Origin of the sequence: Liquorilactobacillus ghanensis DSM 18630 (assembly GCF_001435235.1) — a bacterium.
Classification (GTDB): Bacteria; Bacillota; Bacilli; order Lactobacillales; family Lactobacillaceae; genus Liquorilactobacillus; species Liquorilactobacillus ghanensis.
The window spans coordinates 1-17,275 of the sequence record NZ_AZGB01000027.1; the positions used below are offsets into that span (position 1 = coordinate 1).

General features: G+C 35.5%; 15 protein-coding genes, 2 pseudogenes and 1 other annotated feature. Of the genes and pseudogenes, 10 read left to right on the forward strand and 7 right to left on the reverse strand.

All coding sequences use genetic code 11. The features are described 5' to 3' along the window. Positions 1 to 415 precede the first annotated feature (415 nt). Entirely contained in the window at positions 416 to 1,732 is a 1,317-nt protein-coding gene (gene serS, locus FC89_RS10505; RefSeq protein ID WP_057872497.1) for a serine--tRNA ligase, read from the reverse strand. A 51-nt stretch (positions 1,733 to 1,783) separates the two neighbouring features. Continuing rightward, positions 1,784 to 1,989: a binding site (T-box leader), on the reverse strand. A gap of 250 nt (positions 1,990 to 2,239) precedes the next feature. Beyond that, the gene (locus tag FC89_RS10510; RefSeq protein WP_057872498.1) at positions 2,240 to 3,376 is read right to left on the reverse strand and encodes a D-alanine--D-alanine ligase family protein; all 1,137 of its coding nucleotides are present in this window, start codon (positions 3,374 to 3,376) and stop codon (positions 2,240 to 2,242) included. A gap of 231 nt (positions 3,377 to 3,607) precedes the next feature. Between FC89_RS10510 and FC89_RS10515 the strand changes: the two genes are divergently transcribed. From FC89_RS10515 to FC89_RS10525, 3 genes are read left to right on the forward strand one after another with little or no spacing between them, the layout of a single operon-like run. Then, a complete protein-coding gene (locus tag FC89_RS10515; RefSeq protein ID WP_057872499.1) occupies positions 3,608 to 5,119 on the forward strand; it encodes a hypothetical protein in 1,512 nt (503 codons plus the stop codon). Further along, positions 5,116 to 7,278: an RNA degradosome polyphosphate kinase gene (locus FC89_RS10520; RefSeq protein WP_057872500.1), complete on the forward strand. Its 2,163-nt coding sequence runs from the start codon at positions 5,116 to 5,118 to the stop codon at positions 7,276 to 7,278. The genes FC89_RS10515 and FC89_RS10520 overlap by 4 nt, the downstream gene beginning before the upstream one ends. A 5-nt stretch (positions 7,279 to 7,283) precedes the next feature. Then, positions 7,284 to 8,237 carry a Ppx/GppA family phosphatase gene (locus FC89_RS10525; protein ID WP_057872501.1) on the forward strand — a complete coding sequence of 318 codons (954 nt, stop codon included), beginning with the start codon at positions 7,284 to 7,286 and terminating at the stop codon, positions 8,235 to 8,237. A 311-nt stretch (positions 8,238 to 8,548) separates the two neighbouring features. Here the strand turns inward: FC89_RS10525 and FC89_RS10530 are convergent, their stop codons facing one another. After that, positions 8,549 to 9,388 carry a phosphotransferase gene (locus FC89_RS10530; protein WP_057872502.1) on the reverse strand — a complete coding sequence of 280 codons (840 nt, stop codon included), beginning with the start codon at positions 9,386 to 9,388 and terminating at the stop codon, positions 8,549 to 8,551. 145 nt (positions 9,389 to 9,533) lie between these two features. Between FC89_RS10530 and FC89_RS10535 the strand changes: the two genes are divergently transcribed. Beyond that, positions 9,534 to 9,854, forward strand: coding sequence for a magnetosome magnetite crystal formation protein family (locus tag FC89_RS10535; protein ID WP_057872503.1), 321 nt, complete (start codon positions 9,534 to 9,536; stop codon positions 9,852 to 9,854). Position 9,855: 1 nt separating this feature from the next. On the opposite strand, the gene FC89_RS10540 is transcribed toward FC89_RS10535, so the two are convergent. From FC89_RS10540 to FC89_RS13045, 3 genes and pseudogenes are all read right to left on the reverse strand, one after another. Then, positions 9,856 to 10,386, reverse strand: a complete 531-nt coding sequence (locus FC89_RS10540) for an O-acetyl-ADP-ribose deacetylase (protein ID WP_057872504.1) — start codon at positions 10,384 to 10,386, stop codon at positions 9,856 to 9,858. A gap of 16 nt (positions 10,387 to 10,402) precedes the next feature. Further along, on the reverse strand, positions 10,403 to 11,227 hold the full coding sequence (locus FC89_RS10545; protein WP_057872505.1) for a DNA/RNA non-specific endonuclease: 825 nt from the start codon (positions 11,225 to 11,227) through the stop codon (positions 10,403 to 10,405). Continuing rightward, positions 11,227 to 11,379: pseudogene (locus tag FC89_RS13045) on the reverse strand (sunset domain-containing protein); the annotation flags it as partial. The pseudogene FC89_RS13045 and the gene FC89_RS10545, both read right to left, overlap by 1 nt. A gap of 579 nt (positions 11,380 to 11,958) precedes the next feature. Between FC89_RS13045 and FC89_RS10555 the strand changes: the two are divergent. Then, on the forward strand, positions 11,959 to 12,285 hold the full coding sequence (locus FC89_RS10555; RefSeq protein WP_057872507.1) for a heavy metal-binding domain-containing protein: 327 nt from the start codon (positions 11,959 to 11,961) through the stop codon (positions 12,283 to 12,285). Between the two features lie 72 nt (positions 12,286 to 12,357). Here the strand turns inward: FC89_RS10555 and FC89_RS10560 are convergent, their stop codons facing one another. Next, complete coding sequence (locus tag FC89_RS10560; RefSeq protein ID WP_057872508.1) at positions 12,358 to 14,043, reverse strand: aryl-sulfate sulfotransferase; 1,686 nt, start codon at positions 14,041 to 14,043, stop codon at positions 12,358 to 12,360. A gap of 545 nt (positions 14,044 to 14,588) precedes the next feature. Here FC89_RS10560 and FC89_RS10565 point away from each other — a divergent pair. The 5 genes and pseudogenes from FC89_RS10565 (at position 14,589) to FC89_RS10575 (ending at position 17,045) form a co-directional block, all read left to right on the forward strand. Beyond that, complete coding sequence (locus tag FC89_RS10565; protein WP_057872509.1) at positions 14,589 to 14,795, forward strand: hypothetical protein; 207 nt, start codon at positions 14,589 to 14,591, stop codon at positions 14,793 to 14,795. Positions 14,796 to 14,858: 63 nt separating this feature from the next. Continuing rightward, positions 14,859 to 15,029, forward strand: a pseudogene (locus FC89_RS12445) (S24 family peptidase); the annotation flags it as partial. Between the two features lie 139 nt (positions 15,030 to 15,168). Continuing rightward, positions 15,169 to 16,065 (forward strand): hypothetical protein, encoded by an 897-nt coding sequence (locus FC89_RS10570; protein WP_057872510.1) that lies wholly within the window; start codon positions 15,169 to 15,171, stop codon positions 16,063 to 16,065. A gap of 20 nt (positions 16,066 to 16,085) precedes the next feature. Beyond that, a complete protein-coding gene (locus FC89_RS12620) occupies positions 16,086 to 16,256 on the forward strand; it encodes a hypothetical protein (protein ID WP_157060717.1) in 171 nt (56 codons plus the stop codon). Between the two features lie 417 nt (positions 16,257 to 16,673). Continuing rightward, a complete protein-coding gene (locus FC89_RS10575; RefSeq protein WP_057872511.1) occupies positions 16,674 to 17,045 on the forward strand; it encodes a hypothetical protein in 372 nt (123 codons plus the stop codon). Positions 17,046 to 17,275: the final 230 nt, after the last annotated feature.

Here is a 17,275-nt window from a genome sequence, read left to right on the forward strand (position 1 = left end):
TGTTTTTCCACCCGCAAAGCAGGTGGTTTTTTGTTTCGCACGCACGCGAGCTCAACTAGGTCTAAAGACAATAATTAAAAAAGCTATCCATTCTGAAGAATGGATAGCTTAAACATGCAAGGTATGCCAATTTCAATTACAAATTAAATAATTTATTTATCAGTACCACTTGCAGAAGAACCAAAGTTAGACGAAAAGTCTAACCTTTGGGGATCACTATTTTTTAAGCGATAACTGAAATAACGTACTATTTGAATTAATAACAGAAAAAGAGCACCAGAAAGATATCGATATTTTAAAACTATTAGATTCGCTGTCAGGTTTAGGATTGTCACCAACTGGCACCGAAAAAACAGTTGTAAACGTTGATATAATAGGTTTAATAGTAACGCTCTGAAAATTAATAAAAGCAACCTTACTTCAAATGATGAGCTTTTGTCGCAGCCGCTAATTGATCATTACGAGTAATTACTTTAACACCATCCATATATGGAACCAAAGCTTCAGGAATCTTAATTGAACCATCAGCTTGTTGATAATTTTCCATAATAGCAGCAACTGTTCGGCCAACTGCCAAACCTGATCCATTCAAGGTATGAACATAAGCTACTGTTCCATCGGCTTTGCGATAACGGATCATTGCTCGCCGTGCTTGGAAATCCAAGCAATTTGAACATGAACTTATTTCCCGATACGTATGCTGATAAGGCATCCAAACTTCAACATCATAAGTCTTAGCCGATGAAAAACCAGTATCTCCCGTTGAAAGGACAATTACGTGATGAGCCAGACCTAAACGTTTCAAAACTTCCTGAGCATCAAGTGTCAGTTTCTCCAACTCTTGATATGAATTTTCTGGCTTAACATATTTTACCATCTCAACTTTGTTGAATTGATGCATCCGAATTAAACCGCGGGTATCTCGACCGGCACTCCCTGCTTCTGAACGGAAACAAGGTGTTAAAGCTGTCAGATAGACTGGTAACTGCTTTTCATCTAAAATTTCTTGAGAATAGTAATTAGTCAGTGGAACTTCCGCTGTCGGAATCAATGTCATACCAGTCGCTTCAACGGTGTAAACATCTTCTTTGAACTTAGGAAATTGTCCTGTACCAAACATGGTATTGCCAGTTACTAAATAAGGCGGTAGAACTTCTTGATATCCCTGTTCTTTAGTATGCAAATCCAGCATAAAGTTATATACGGCCCGCTCTAAACGAGCACCTGCATTTTTATAAAAAACAAACCGGGCACCTGAAATTTTGGCAGCTCGATCAAAATCCAGCATCTGCAGATCATCGCCTAAATCCCAGTGAGCTTGGGGCTCAAAATCAAAGGTCGGAATCGTCCCCCATTTTCTGATTTCAACGTTACTATCTTCATTTGGACCAACTGGAATACTATCATCTGGCAAGTTAGGCAAGCGGATGGCTATGTAACGGAATTTTTCTTCCAATTCAGCTACAATCTTTTCTAATTTTTTGATTTGCTGATTTAATCCCTTAACTTCCGTAATCAATTTCTGTCGTTGCTCGTTGGTAGTTGTTTTTTGGCGAATTTGATCAGTTATTTGATTTTTTTGATTTTTTAAATCTTCAACTTGTTTAATTTGGGTTCTTCTTTTTTGATCCAAATCAATATATTGGTCAACTTCTTCACCTTTTACTCCACGATTAGCTAACTTCTCTCGAACCAAATCTTGATGTTCTCGAACATATTTTGGATTTAACATTAATTTTCCACTCCTTAAAAAAATAAAAATCCCATAACCTGCTAATGCAAGCTATGGGATGTCATTTGCAAACATGGTACCACCCAAGTTAACTGTAGTCCGGACTACAGCACTCTTTTAGTTAACGATAACCCGTTCTGACTTAGATTCATCAGAAGAACTCCGCAGCGGATTCAATCAGTTTCATTAGTCACTTTTCAGCTAACATGACTCTCTAAATAACTCCACCGATTTACTATCTGTTTCAACATTGATTATTAATTTACAATCAAACTATAATTGAATTTATGCATCATGTCAATAAAGTTTGATTAATAAATACAAAAAAGCTTGTCAATAAACCTGCTAGGCCTGCGATTTATCAGTTCATGTCAGCATCTATTAATTTTTTCAATTATCAATTTATATTTTTCGATATAAAAAACGAAACTGCCACAAAATAAAAATTTTGTCCAGTTTCGCTTAACTTTTATAAAACTAAGGTGCTTAACTCAAAGTTGCTGCTCACTAATCTTTCTGCAAAGAATCTGGTAATTTTTCTTGACCTAATTCAACAAAATCATAATGCAATTTAGCATTATCATTAAACTCGTCTATTGCTAATTGAATTAATTGATCCAACAAATCACTATAATTAATACCAGAAACTTTCCACAACTGCGGATAAAGTGAAATATTAGTAAAGCCTGGTAAAGTATTTACTTCACCAAAATATGGCACATTATTTTCATCAACTAAAAAGTCCATCCGCGCTAATCCGCGATTATCCAAGATACGAAAAGCATCCAGTGACATTTGGGTAATTTCTGCAGCCAAGTCTTTAGGCAAGTCAACTGGCAAATCAAAAACGACTCCAGACGCGTCAACAAATTTGTTGTTATAATCGTAAAATTCATCACCGGTTGGAATTTCAATTGCTCCAAGTTTGGAAGCTTTTGGTTGCCGATTTCCCAAGACTGAACATTCAACTTCTCGTGGATTCTGGATTGCTTCTTCAACCATGACTTTATAATCATAATTAAAGGCATCATCCAATGCCCGCTCAAATTCAGCAGCATTTTTTACTTTATAAATTCCGACTGATGATCCTTGACGTGCCGGTTTAATGAATAGTACTTGACCTAATTTTTGACTGCATTTTTCATATGAAAAATCAGCCCGGTTTTCAGGTGTCACTACAACATATTTCGTGTTACGAACTCCGTGAAGAGTTAACAATTGTTTCGTCAAATCCTTATCAAAAGAAACTCCAGATGAAGCTACCCCACTGCCGATCCACGGCTTATTGAGTAATCGGAACAATCCTTGGACTGTCCCATCTTCGCCCATATTTCCATGGATCACTGGGTAAAAGACATCAATATCCTTTACTTCAGAAATATTCTGAATATTTGCCAACGGATTTGAGAAATCCACTTTCGGCATAATTTCCGCCAAAACTTGGTCCTCATCCTCACCATTGAAGATGCGCATCGAGTCTTTGTTTCCTAACAGATAACCATTTTTCGCAAACATGAAGACTGAAACCTCATACTTGTTTTTATCAAGACCATCATAAACATTGCGTGCTGATCTTTTAGAAACGTCATGCTCCGAAGAGTTACCGCCAAAAAATAAAGCAATGTGTAATTTCTTTTTTCCCATTGTATCGCTCATTCCTATCGAAAATATCTTATTATACGGTTTGTTTTATTATACTATAATAAATTGCTTAATGCAGCTAAATTATAGTAATTTTGCCTGATTGCATCATATCATGTTTTACAGTTGTTTGTCAGTTAAAAAAACTTTAATTTCATTTTTTCAGTTTATTTGCCGCCAATACCTTTTAGCATGTTAAAATTAAAATAGAAAATTCAAGATTGAGGTGAAAATATGGCAAATAAACTCTTTGGAGTAATTTATCTTACTCCGCGGCAAATTAAATTATCGATCATTGATCTGAAAACTCTAAAACTAATCGAAAGTTCAACAGCCATATATTTTCAAGTCACTGATGAACATTATCCCAAAAATATTGAATTAGTCGCTAATAAACTAAAAGGTTTCCAACAATTATTAAAAGATTATGGCGTTAAAAATTATCGTTTGTGGGGAAACCAGCAAGCTTTGGATGATGTCAGTGCGCGCTATCTGGATGAACAGATTTTTGTGCGGACGGGAATTCGCGTTCACTGGTTGAATATCAGTCAGCTTACCTATTACAAAGCTATCGGGATCATTAACCATCTGGATAATTTTAAAGAAATCACCTCAGAACAAACCTTTTTACTAAGTTTGGGATCTGAACGGGTTTCCTTATCAAGATTTCAGCACCATAAGTTTGTTTCAACTTGGGATATCGATCTTGGATCTGAACATTTAGATGATCTTTCCGATATCATTGATCTTAGCCCTAGTGCTCCGGTTGAAGTTGTTGATGATTATATTGGCAGCAAGTTGGAAAATTTGCGGCATATTTTGACACCCAGTGGTCAGGTAGCACCTCATCTGATTTTACAAGATGCTCGTGCTTTAAATCAAAAATTAATTTCGGCTGGTCAAGATACCGCACTTTTATCGCTGGATCATTTTAATAAGCTATTCAAAATGGTTATCCATTCTTCTGAACAATTTCTAATCAGTTATTTTGATATTGATGAACATATTGTCGAGCGTTTGATTCCCAATTTTATTTTAATTGAAAAAATTGTTCGTTTGCTTAATGTTAAGCAGCTTGTTTTAAGCAATATTACAGTTTCCGACGGTTTAGCAATTGAACAAGCTCAAAAAATGCATTTGATTAAACAAGATCTCAGCAATATCATTTTGACTTCGGCAGAAAACATGGCCAACCGTTATTTAACCAGCCATTCGCATCGACAAGTGGTTACTAGTCTGGCACTGCATTTATTTGATCAATTAAAGAGATTGCATCATCTGGGAAAACGTGAACGACTTTTATTGCAAATTACCGCGACGGTTGATGATATTGGAAATTACATTAGTCAGCACGGACATTATCGTCATTCTGCCTATATTTTAGAAGCTAACAAATTAATTGGGCTGTCTGATGAAGAAAATCAATTGATCGCCGAAATTTCACGTTATCATAGCAGTGAAGCTCCTGAAGCAGATGAACCGCATTTTCAACGGTTGGAACCCGCTGTTCAAATGAAAGTCGCCAAATTAGCAGCCATATTGCGTTTGGCCGACGCGCTTGATGATTCACGTGAAGAAAAAATTCAAAAAATTTCAGTATCGCTGCAAACTGACCAATTGATTATTTATGCTTATGCAACCCAAAATATTGCTTTAGAAAAATGGTCATTTAAAAATAAAGCAGCACTTTTCACGGAAGTCTTCGGCATTCAGCCGATCTTGAAACAACGGAGGAGACTACAATGAAATCAAATTTTAATAAACATGCTTATTTTAAAAACCGGGAACTCAGCTGGCTTGATTTTAATGGACGCGTCCTTGAAGAAGCACGCGATCCGGAAAATCCATTGTTAGAACGAGTTAACTTTTTGGGAATTACTCAAAGCAATGTTGATGAATTCTTTATGGTACGGGTTGCTTCGCTCAATAAAATGTATTCGGTCGGCATCAAAACGACCGATGCTTCCGGGATGACTCCTAAACAGCAGATCGATGCTATCAACGCTTTAGAACAAGAAATGGTGATTAAGCGCTATAATACTTATAACCGCTCGCTGCTGCCGCAACTAGAAAAAAACGATATTAAAATTATTACTCCTCGGCAAGCTGATGAAGCTCAATATCGTTTTTTGCAAAGATATTTTAACGATGATCTTTACCCAGTTTTAACTCCTTTAGCAGATGATTCGTCACGACCTTTCCCTTTTATTAGCAATAATTCACTTAACTTGGCTATTAGAATTCAAGAAACAAATAACGAAAAAAATAAGCAATTTGCAACTGTCCGGATTCCTGAAATTTTTGGTCGCTTAATCAAATTACCGCACGCAACTAATACTTTTGTTTTAATTGAGGAAATTATCAAAGAATTCTTAGACAGCTTATTTACTGGCTATCAGGTCAGTGAAGCTGCTACTTATCGTGTAATTCGTGATATGGATCTCGATGTCGCCGAAGAAGATACTTCAGATTTGCTGCGTGAAGTCCAAAAACAATTGAAAAAAAGAGAACATGGCAATGTGATGCGGCTTGAAATTGAAAGTGATATGAGCAAACAGCTCAGCAAGCGATTGATTCAAACATTAAAGGTCGACAAAAGTGCCGTTTATCGAATTAACGGGCCAATCGATTTAACTTTCTTAAAAAAGCTTTCTGGTAAAGTTACCGGTCATGACGATCTTCGCTACCAACCGTTCCGTCCATTTATCGAACCCAAACTGAGTGAGGGGGCTAATATTTTTGCGGCTATCCGGCAACAAGATTTTTTAATGCAGCATCCCTATGATTCTTTCAGCTCGGTCGTTCGTTTTATTGAACAAGCTGCTCTGGATGCTAACGTTTTAGCCATCAAAATGACTTTATACCGCGTTTCTGGTAATTCACCAATTATCAAGTACTTGGGCTTAGCTGCTCAACATGGCAAACAAGTTACCGTCTTGGTAGAAGTCAAAGCCCGATTCGATGAAGAAAACAATGTCCGGTGGGCTAAACAATTGGAAAAAATGGGCTGTCACGTTATTTACGGTTTAGTCGGTTTGAAAACCCATTGTAAGATGGCCCTCGTTATTCGCCGCGATGAAGATGGCATTCGCCGCTATATGCATCTTGGAACCGGCAATTATAACGATGTAACAGCTAATTTTTATACTGATATGGGAATTTTAACTACTAATTTGGATATGGGAATTGATGCTTCTAATATCTTTAATATGCTGTCCGGTTACGCTAAGCCACCATATTTTCACAAACTTCACATTTCTCCCAATAAGATTCGTGAGTTCATTAATCGCAAAATTGATGATGAAATTGATCATGCCAAAAACGGTCAAGCAGCTGAAATTCGGATGAAAATGAATTCCTTATCTGATCAGCAAATAATTGCCAAATTATACGAAGCATCAGCAAATGGTGTTAAAATCAAGCTGATCGTTCGCGGCATTTGCTGCTTAAAGACCGATATCCCGGGAATTAGTAAAAATATTGAAGTTCATTCAATTGTTGGTCGTTTTTTGGAACACAGTCGGATTTATTACTTCTACAACCAAGGCAGTCAAGATGTTTATCTAGCCAGTGCCGATATGATGACGCGCAACCTTGATCGCCGGGTAGAATTACTTTTCCCTGCTTTACAGGACAATATCAAAAACAAAATTATTTCAATTTTTAATTTAATGTGGCAAGATAATGTCAAAACCCGTGTCCTGCATGGCGATCGTTTTGAACCAATTGATCGCCGCGGATTAACTCCGCTCAACGTTCAAGAATTTTTTGTTGCTGAAGCCATGAAAAAAAATCACTTATTACTAGAACATCGGCGGCAAGTCAAACAGCAGGCAGTTGCTTTTCAGCCAATGATGCATCATGAAAGCTCCCTAAAACCCACAAATGATTCACAGGAGGAATAGAACATATGCTAAATTTTGCCATAATCGATCTGGGATCAAATTCGATCCGCATGAAAATTTCACAAATCAATCCCGATGGCAGTTATACTGTTACTCATCAACTTAAGGAAATGGTACGACTTTCAGAAAATATGGGAACGGAAAAAATTCTTCAACCGGAACCAATCAAACGAACGCTTAAGGCTCTTAATGAATTTAAAAAGATTTATAGTCAGCTGCCAAATTTGCAATTAACAGCTCTAGCAACCGCCGCTGTTAGGCAAGCAAAAAATCAAGCTCAGTTTTTAAAAGAAGTAAAAGATAAAATTGGTTTGGATTTTACTGTTATCTCAGGCGATTATGAGGCATATTTAGATTATCTAGGTGTCAGCCAAACTTTAAAGATCGGGAAAAAATGTTTGATCATGGATACTGGTGGTGCCAGCACTGAATTAATTTATGTTAAGAATCAAAAAATCAAAAACTTAATTAGCCTGCCCTTTGGCTCGGTAACTATCTCGCAAAAATTTGGTTTAAACGATCAAATCAAACCAGCTAATTTATTCTATGCAATGACAGAAATCGAACAATTACTGACCGATATTGATTGGATTCTAGAGGCTCACAAATCAAACTTAGTTGTCTTAGGGGGCAGCAATCGAACATTAGCCAAAATTGCTCGGCGCCAACAATTTAAAACAGAACTTCCAAGTCTTCATGGCTATCAACTAAAAGCTGCTCAAGCAGTCGATATTTTTGCTGAATTAACCAGTCTGGATCGAATTGGTCGTGGTGACATTCCAGGATTGGCTAAAGAACGGGCTGATGTAATTGTCGGTGGATTAATTCCGTTAACGCTACTATTACGCGTTTTACATGTTCCTAAAATTTTATTCTCAAATTGTGGTTTGCGAGATGGGGCACTTTTCAATTATTTAACAAAAATGCAATTGCCGATTAAGGCTGAAATAACCAAATAAACTTAACTAGCAAATAAAAACAGGGTTATGACAAAATATTTATTTTGCCGTAATCCTGTTTTATTTTAAATTATAATTAAGTCGAAACTCTCTTAATATCTAAATCAGTGAAATAATTAATTGAAAAACTAATAAAAAATTGCTCTTACTATCAATAGTGTCCTAAAATTTAATTTGACTGTCCTTAATTCAACAAGCGCACTAGTTAGGTTTTACATATCTTGCCAGTTATTCAAAGATCAACGTTTCTCGCTCTTTGCTTTTGATAAACAATCGATTTTTTGAATTAATCTTATTCAGCTAGTTTCTAACTATAAAGTCAAAACTGCATCGTTATTTTTAATAGTTCCCAGCATCTGTTGCGCCATTGTACCATATTTCTTTTTAGGATGAGTCAGATGATACTCACAAATATCCAGTGCGCATTGCAATAATAAACACCGCTGCAAAGCATGACTTGGTATTTCAAAATCGTGTTCTGTTTCATAACCATCAAGAAATTTCTGCCGGAGCCGTGGTGCCTTGATTTCATTATAAAAGAATTTGATAAAATCTTGGTAACTGACTCCCATATGCGAGCGTTCAAAATCAATCAGAATCAATCGATCATGGTAATGCATAATATTACGTATACTGAAATCTCCATGTAAAACTACTTTAGGCAGTTGCTCAAATTCATTATCAGCTGCTTCAAGATCAGCCGCCAATAAAGCTAAACTATCAGCTGCTGATTGAGCATAAACTGTTCCTTTCAGACGTTCAACCTGCTTTTTTAATTGTGATGATAACGGTGAAGTATCATCAACAACCGACACTTTCTCAGCTAATCGCTTGTGAAAATCTCCCAGCAGTTTCCCAAACTCAAACGCTGATCGTTCATTAATTTCTGCACTATCAAACTCTTTTAAGTGCCGATTGCGCAAAGTAACGACATAATTATCTTCAAATATAACACTATCTAAATAAACATCTGGTGCATATACCTGATTAACATGCTGTTCCGCATAAAACATATCTTTTTCTTTAAAAATCTTAACAAATAAAGCTCCATGAAAAACTTTACTGTTGCCAACTAAATGTTGATTTCCTGCAACATCGTGAATTTTTTTAAGGTCTGCCTGATAATAATCATTCAAAAAATCGATTAACATGTTTTGCCATCTCCGTTCTACGGTCTAATTTAATTGTACTTTAAACATCGATATCTTAGCAACAATTCCTTATCAATTAAATTTAAAGATTGCGTTAATTACATTAAAAAGGTAAAATCAATAAAAATTGAAAAGGAGTTATCCTATGTCTAAAAAGCAAATATTAAGTGCTCTTGCTTATTTGTCGATTTTATTTGCCCCATTTATTTTTCCTCTGATTATCTGGATCGTTTGTCGAGATGAACCATTCATCCGCCACCATGCTGCCGTTGCACTTTGGCTGCACTTAATTCCTTTACTACTATGGATCGCAGCAATTATTTTCTTAGGCATCGGTGGTTTATTCACCAGCCATCTGCAATATTTTGGAGCTGGCATGATTATTATTTTAGGCTTAATTTTATTAACTAGCTTGGTTATCTTTATTTATAACCTTTATAAAGGAATTAAATTATTAGTTAATTAAACTACTTCACAAACTTTTCTAAATACGTTTGGTAATTTTGATAAGTTAAATGATCATAGCAGCAAAAAATAACTTGTAATTGCTTGTTTTTATGCTGATTAAGCCATTTTTGAATTGTTAAAACTGCGATTGGAATTGCTTCAGCCAACGGATATCCATAAATTCCCGTTGCAATTGCAGGAAAAGCAATTTGACGAGCTTGATATTGTGCAGCCAAATCCAGACTATTACGATAACAAGCCGCTAGCAGCTGCGCGGCTGTTTTTTTATTATCACGATAACGCGGACCAACCGTGTGAATAATGTATTTGGCTGGCAAATCAAAACCAGGGGTGATTTTGGCTTCGCCAGTTCGGCAGCCGTGTAGTTGACGACAAGCAACTGCTAATTGTGGACCGGCTGCTTGATGAATCGCACCATCAACTCCGCCTCCACCCATTAAAGAAGAATTAGCTGCATTCACAATCACATCACAAGCCAACTTAGTGATATCCCCTTGTCGCAACTCCAATTGCTGTGAAAAAAATGGCATTAAAACTATCTCCTTTCTAATTAATCTGACTAGTCCCATCTTGATAATTTAAAGTTACCCCATTTTGAACATTGAAAATATAGACATTAAAATGAATTGCATTACTGCCAATCGACTGTGCTTCCATTTGAACCCCGCGCGCTAATAATTCATTTCCCCGAAAAACCGGTGTTACTCGATAACGAACATAGCCAGCGGGATGCTGTTTCAAATAATAGGCAATATCATCTTCGTGGGCCAGCATTTCGGGAGCATTTAACTCACGTGTTCCAGTAATCAAATTCTTAGGATTATTGTTTTGTCCAGTCAGTTGATAGCCAAGCAAATGACTTCGATTATATAACCAGCCAGAACTAAGTTTTTTATTATGCCAACCCGTTGGATCCCAAGTTAATTCAGTTCGTTTGGCAGTTGGCATCAACGACTTATTCAACAATGCATTAGCACTACCGGCTCGATTTAATTGATCTAAATTACTGTAGGTTTGCCAAGCACCTTTGGCTGTACTTAGATCAGCGGCAGAAAAATTAGGATTATTGTTATTTACGGTAATTTCATTTTTACCAGTATAATTCAAAGCAGCTAGTTGCTGAAGCGAGCTGCTTGTAGTTGCTGTTTGGTCGTTAGAATTTACCGTATTCAGTGTTGCTAGTTTATGCCGCCAATGTTTAATTCGCCGATTTTGAACAGTAATTTGCTGTTTAGTTTTCTTTATCTGTCGCTTTAATTTGGTAACTTTTTGCTGTTCAACTGTTGAGGCTGAACTTTTAGTTACTACAGGACAACTAAAAATCAAAAATGCTACCCAGATTGTGGTAATTATTTGGATTATTTTTTTCATTATCTCAATGCCTTTCGATAACCAGCAGCTTGCGCTTGTGCCTCAGTAGCAAAATAAACCGCATTAGCTGCATTCATTTTATACCCAGCTTGGCCAGGAACATGATAAATATGCGAATCGCGATTACCAATAATTTTGCCTTGACCAACTGTTACTTTGGCAGTTGAACTGGAACTTTCAGTTGTTGTTGTCGCAGTTGCCGAGCTACTGTTAACTGCTGAACTGGCCGCTTGGCTTGAATTCGAGCTGTGGGCAACTGTTGTTTGTGAATTCCAAGCTTTTTTCAAAGATGAAGCTTGATATTGCTTAACATGCAACTTTTCTTTTAATGAACTTGATGTTTTAATCAGACTATTTTCTTGCTGTGTTAAATCGCTTTTTCCAGTCGTTGTTGCTGTGACTTGCTGTGAGCAAACACCCAGAGAAATGATAGCCCCTGCCAAAACAGTTAATCTAATTAGCTTTTTCACATTAATTACTTCTTTCTACTTAAGTAAACTTCGACTTCAATAAATATTAATTGTATTTAATAGCGGATTTTACATAGCCTCCCCTTGCTATATAAGTCATTTTGCCTAATTTCTAGGCATATTATAACATGCATGTTATGCTATATTATGTAAGAATTTAAGAATGAAAAAACGTTAATAGCCGTAAAAATTAAAAGTATTTAGCTGATTAAGAATTTTTTTAGTAGAGCTACAACTGTATCAACTAAGGGAGTGAACAAAATGAAAAGTGTGTTAATTGTCACAACTGAAAATATCCCCGGCAAAAAATATGAAGTCTTAGGTGAAGTTTTTGGGATTACTACTCAGTCTAAAAATGTCTTCCGCAATATTGGCGCTGGTTTAAAAAACATTGTCGGTGGTGAAATCAAAGACTATACCAAAATGTTGGAAGAATCACGACAAGTTGCTGTTGAACGCTTACGACGAAATGCTGCTAAAATAGGCGCTGATGCGGTAGTAATGATGCGCTTTGATTCAGGTTCGATTGGTCAAGATATGCAATCAGTTGCTGCCTATGGTACAGCAGTTAAATATCTTTCAGCATAGTTAGTTTCGCAGCCATTAAAAAACTGCAGTTGTAATCATTCTTGCAATTACGACTGCAGTTTTTTTATTATTTTACTGATTAACATTGAAAGAATAATTTGGCGAATAAAAATCCAACCGATAAGCTCGATAAACGTAGGCTTTAATTGATGCATTTTTTACGGTTGCATTCCATACTTGCTGACCTTTTGAGTTAACCTCGATAATATTACTTTCCTTGCCACCATTTTTATATCCGAAATCCAATAAAACATTGCCATTTTCCAATTTTTGAGCAAAACCGATTACGGCAGTGTAGTTCTGCTTGCCTAAATTTTTACCATACGACCAACTTTGGGTAATTGTCTTTTGCTTATCATTAATTTTATAAATAATCCCTTCAGAATATTTACCCGATGTTTTCTGATTGCCATTAGTTACAGAAATATTATTATTATATAAAATAATATTTTCAATTCCTTTTTCTTGGTTTAACAGATACAAGCCATGTTGTCCGCCAGTAATAGTGGTTTTCTTAGCTCTTTTCAACAAATATTTACGATACTTCGGCGGCCAACTTTGGCGTTTCTTTCCACTATAAATCCACTTAATTTTATTTGTCCGATAATCTAATTTCATAATTAGATCTTGATTACGGCTGGATATTAAAATACTGTGGTCCTTTTTATCATAATCAACTGAGTTTTGATGAAACCAGTCCATTTTTCCATCATCGCCACGCGCAAACGATTTCCACATTGATTTCGGCAAAATTCGTTTAAAGTCAATTACCTTAACTACTTTTCCGGTCTTATAAGAAATTTCAGCCAAAGTATCTTCTTTATAATATTTACTTCCGTCTGAAACGGTCGCTAAAATATTTCCATTCGGCAGACGCGTTAAATCATGATGAATTAATGTTGTATACTGAACTTCTGATTTAATCGCATCAGTCGAGCCGGTTTTGGCAGAGAATTTAAACTCTTTATAAATCCGACCAAGTAAATCAGTTTCAATTAAATCATTATAAGTTTCATCTGACTGATTTGACTTAGTCAGCATCATTAAATGACCTTTTGTCCACTTTTTTAGCATGTGTTGGGAATAAAGTGTTGAATACCAGCGAACCTCTCCATTGCTATCGACCGCAAACGGTTCTTTTGTCGTCCGATTAAATACAGTCAACTTGTTTTTCCCCAATTCCATCTGATCAGTATCTTTTTTGGAAACTACTACTTTAGCTTTACTTACATACTCAGGCAGCTGACCAGTCTTAATTGTCAAATGTTTAATGTCAGTAATTCCGTTTCGATAGGTTGCTTTAAGTGTAATTCGATTATTATATTCAGCATACAGACCTACTAATGGTACTTGATGTTCCTTGGAATACTTTCCATTCACTTGATTAGAAATTGAAGTATTTGCCGTCTTCCCTTCGATGGTATAAGACACTTTGGCAGCAGATTTTGTTTTGAAAATTATTAATGCACTTAATGGTGAAGTCTGATATGGATTTAATTTGACATAAGGTTCATCCAAAGTAAATTTATTAGCTTTAACTGTCGTTCGATATTTCTTAGTTAATTTTCCCTGGTTCTTTTGGCGTGTGTCAACCAACCTGCTGCCAATATTCTTCTTAATTTGCGAAGTACTCAGTAATTTGAAATCTTTTTTAGCTGTTTTTTGGTGGCTATTGTTCGAATAAAAAAAACTGCCAGTCAAAACCACACCTAATAAAACAATTCCGGTGACAACTTTGCTGATTTTCAATAACCACACACCCTTATTATTCGATAATTGATTAAATTACAGAATAACAATAAAAAAAGGAAAAATTGTTGTTAATTTTAGAAGAAATAGTGAATTTTATACTAATTTTAAAAATTTCTAAAGATTTTCAATACTTAAATTTAATAAATTACCCAATAAAAATAAAAAAGCTTCACCAAAATGGCAAAGCTAATTGTCTATGCAATATATATTGCAACTGATATTTTAGTTTACTTTTAAAAAGAATGCAATAACTTTACTAACTTTTTAAGAATCGAAACCCTAATAATAAGCTGGCTATTTTTCTAATAGGTTTAAATCAGGCTTAGATGTTTATACTCATGTTACTAAAAAGCTAAACCCCAAGTTCACTCTCGCAACTTAAGTGGCTATTTTTATACACTATATTTTGCAAGCAAACTACAAGTAGAACTTTAGTTTGCATGAAAGTGCGCGTATATGACACAAAAAAATAAAAAATTAGTACATTTTTGCCGACGTATCTTTATGTTTGCGCTATCATATACTTGTAAGATAGAGAGGAGGAAATCAAAATGAAAATAAAATTTGCAGAGGTTGATGCTGAGAAAACTGAAATCAGAGTTTTAAGAAATGAGAATTTAGAAGGTACGTTAAAACTGATTGACGACAGTTGGGTATTTTTCCCAGATGATGATCAAATTGACCCAATCGATTACAAGAACAATAATTTGGAAGAAGTTAAGGAAGAAATTAAGCTTGCATATGAAGCTTTAGATTAAGGAAAAAGCACTGGTCAAACTGCGAGCACAAAAAATAAGTCTGGACAAAAGTACGGCAAGAAGAATTTGTTCGCATTGAAAATTAATGGAGATTCAATGAGCAGAGTAATTCCGCCAAACAGCATTGCTGTTTTTGCCAAAGATGCGTGTATCGAAAACGGCGATGTAGTAGCGGTTTTGATAGATGGACAGGATGCTGCAATTAAAAGATACAGGAAACTTCACTTGCTGTAACTTTTTCTCTGGATTCTTATGATCCAGCATACCAGCCAATAATATTTCCTAAAACTGGAAAGCAAGATTTCAGAATACTTGGTAAAATGATTTTGTTTCAAGGCGGAGAGGAATTGAACATCTAATTGGGGGAATAAGTTTGGGTATTTTTGACTATTTTAAAAGGAAAAAAGAAGAAAAAATTGAAGCTAAAAGGCAATTAAAGCTTCAACAAGAAGCTGATTTCATGCTTCCTCAGCATATCAAACACGTGAGTGAGTCATTAGACTTAATTGGCAGCACATCTAATCCTCAAACTTTTCTTGAGCGAAGGTCTTTTCTCATAAAAGAAGGAACTGAAGCTGTTAAATGGATGAAAATTTCAAATAAAATTCAAGACAGTGACGCCGAAGAAGTGCAAGAAATTGTAGACGAAGCTTCCAACCATGGATATGAGAATGGATTCATGTTGAACGTTGTAAAAAAGCTTGATAAAAAAGTAACTAGAGCAAAGCTCCCTAAAACAAAACTAAAATACTATGAAGAATCGCTTTTGCTGATAAATCAACTTAAAGGTGGCTTCAAGAGCGAAAACATTACATGGCTAAATGACAGATTAGCGCCCCAAATAGAAAATCTGGAAAGTGAAATAAGCCCTAAACAGCATTTGACAAAAAATGATTGCAAACAGCAAAATGAGCTTCTTCGCAGCGTTGGACTTGATGATATTGCAAAAAGAAATGAAAAATTTCAAAAAGAAGAAGAACTGCGAGAGAAGCTAACCCCAATATGGCTAAATGGTGAGAACATTTCTAAAAAAGGGAATCCTAAAAAATCAAATGAGGTACTTTTGCCCCTTTTGAAAACACCATTTGACGATGATGAAGAACTTTATTGGCGCCTAGCAATCAATTATCGAAAATTGAAAGATTATCAAAGCGAAATTAATATAATCGAAAAAGCCTTAAATAAAGAAAAAATGAATTGGTCATTCCGTAGCAAACAGCAGTTTAAAAATCGTTTGAATAAGGCTAAACTTTTATTAGAAAAGAAATAATTATTACTGGTGGAAATGAAATGATAAGTAATGATGATGAGGTATTAGCAAAAGTTAAAGGCACCTGCGGAATAGTCTATGTTTTTAGCGACCGTGTTGTTATTTCTCGCAAATCCATTACTGGTTTTTTTGGACAAGGCATCAAAGGCGATAAAACAATTTATTTTAAAGATATTAAAGTTATTGAGTAAAAAAACCTACTGTTTGGGCAAATGGCTATATTCAATTTATAACTAACATGGAATTAGCTACAAATCAAACTGTTGGAATCTTGGGAACGAAGCTCAAGGCTTTAAAAGATCCTAATGCAGTCATACTCTGAGCAATTAAAAAAGAAGTTGTTCAAAATGGGGAAACGGTTTACCAAGTTGCTGTGCAACAATGGAAAAACTCAAAAGTAGCAAAGCAGAAACACCCCCTTCTTGATCCAACCGATGAAATAGCTAAATATAAGAAGCTACTTGATGATGGCACGATCACCAAAGAGTAATTTGAAGCCAAGAAAAAGCAGCTACTTAACTTGTAATGTCCACTCAACTTTGAGTTTGTCCAAATCCTGATGACATTAAAAGCTTGGAATATAATAGTTTTTTCGAGGGGGATTTAGTATGAAAACAACTAAATTAGTTGTGGGAATTCTAATGATTATTTTGTCTGTTTTTATAGTCTTTGAATCAGCGATTGTTGGTGTTGGAATTGCCATAGTAAATGGCCATCATATCAGTAGTTCAGCAGCCCTTTTCGTCGCTATTCTTTATTTGGCTGCTGGAATTATTTATCTAGCTACAAAATCTAAAAAAGGTCTTGGCGGTGATGTCGCTAATCTTGTTCTTCTTTTAATCGCTTGGATTATCGGTTTTTCTAAGGTTGGCATGTATTCAGGTCTTAAAACCTGGAGTTGGCTTGCTTTCATTATAGGTGTTGTTTTCTTTGTTTGGCATCTTATTAAAAATAAGAAAGCCAAAAAAACAATAAATTAAGCACTTATTTATATGTATTCTCCGCCTTTGGTGGAGAATACATATAATGACCGGTCAAAACAGAATTATGGCTCAAAGAAACAGCAACTAACATACGCCCCACTTCGGGGCTTTTATTTAACAGTTAAATCGAACATACGTGCATATTTTAGACTAAAAATACACAAAAACGTATGGTTACCTTTTAAAATAATTGGAGTATTAGATAGTTTTGCGTACTTTTCGGCTTG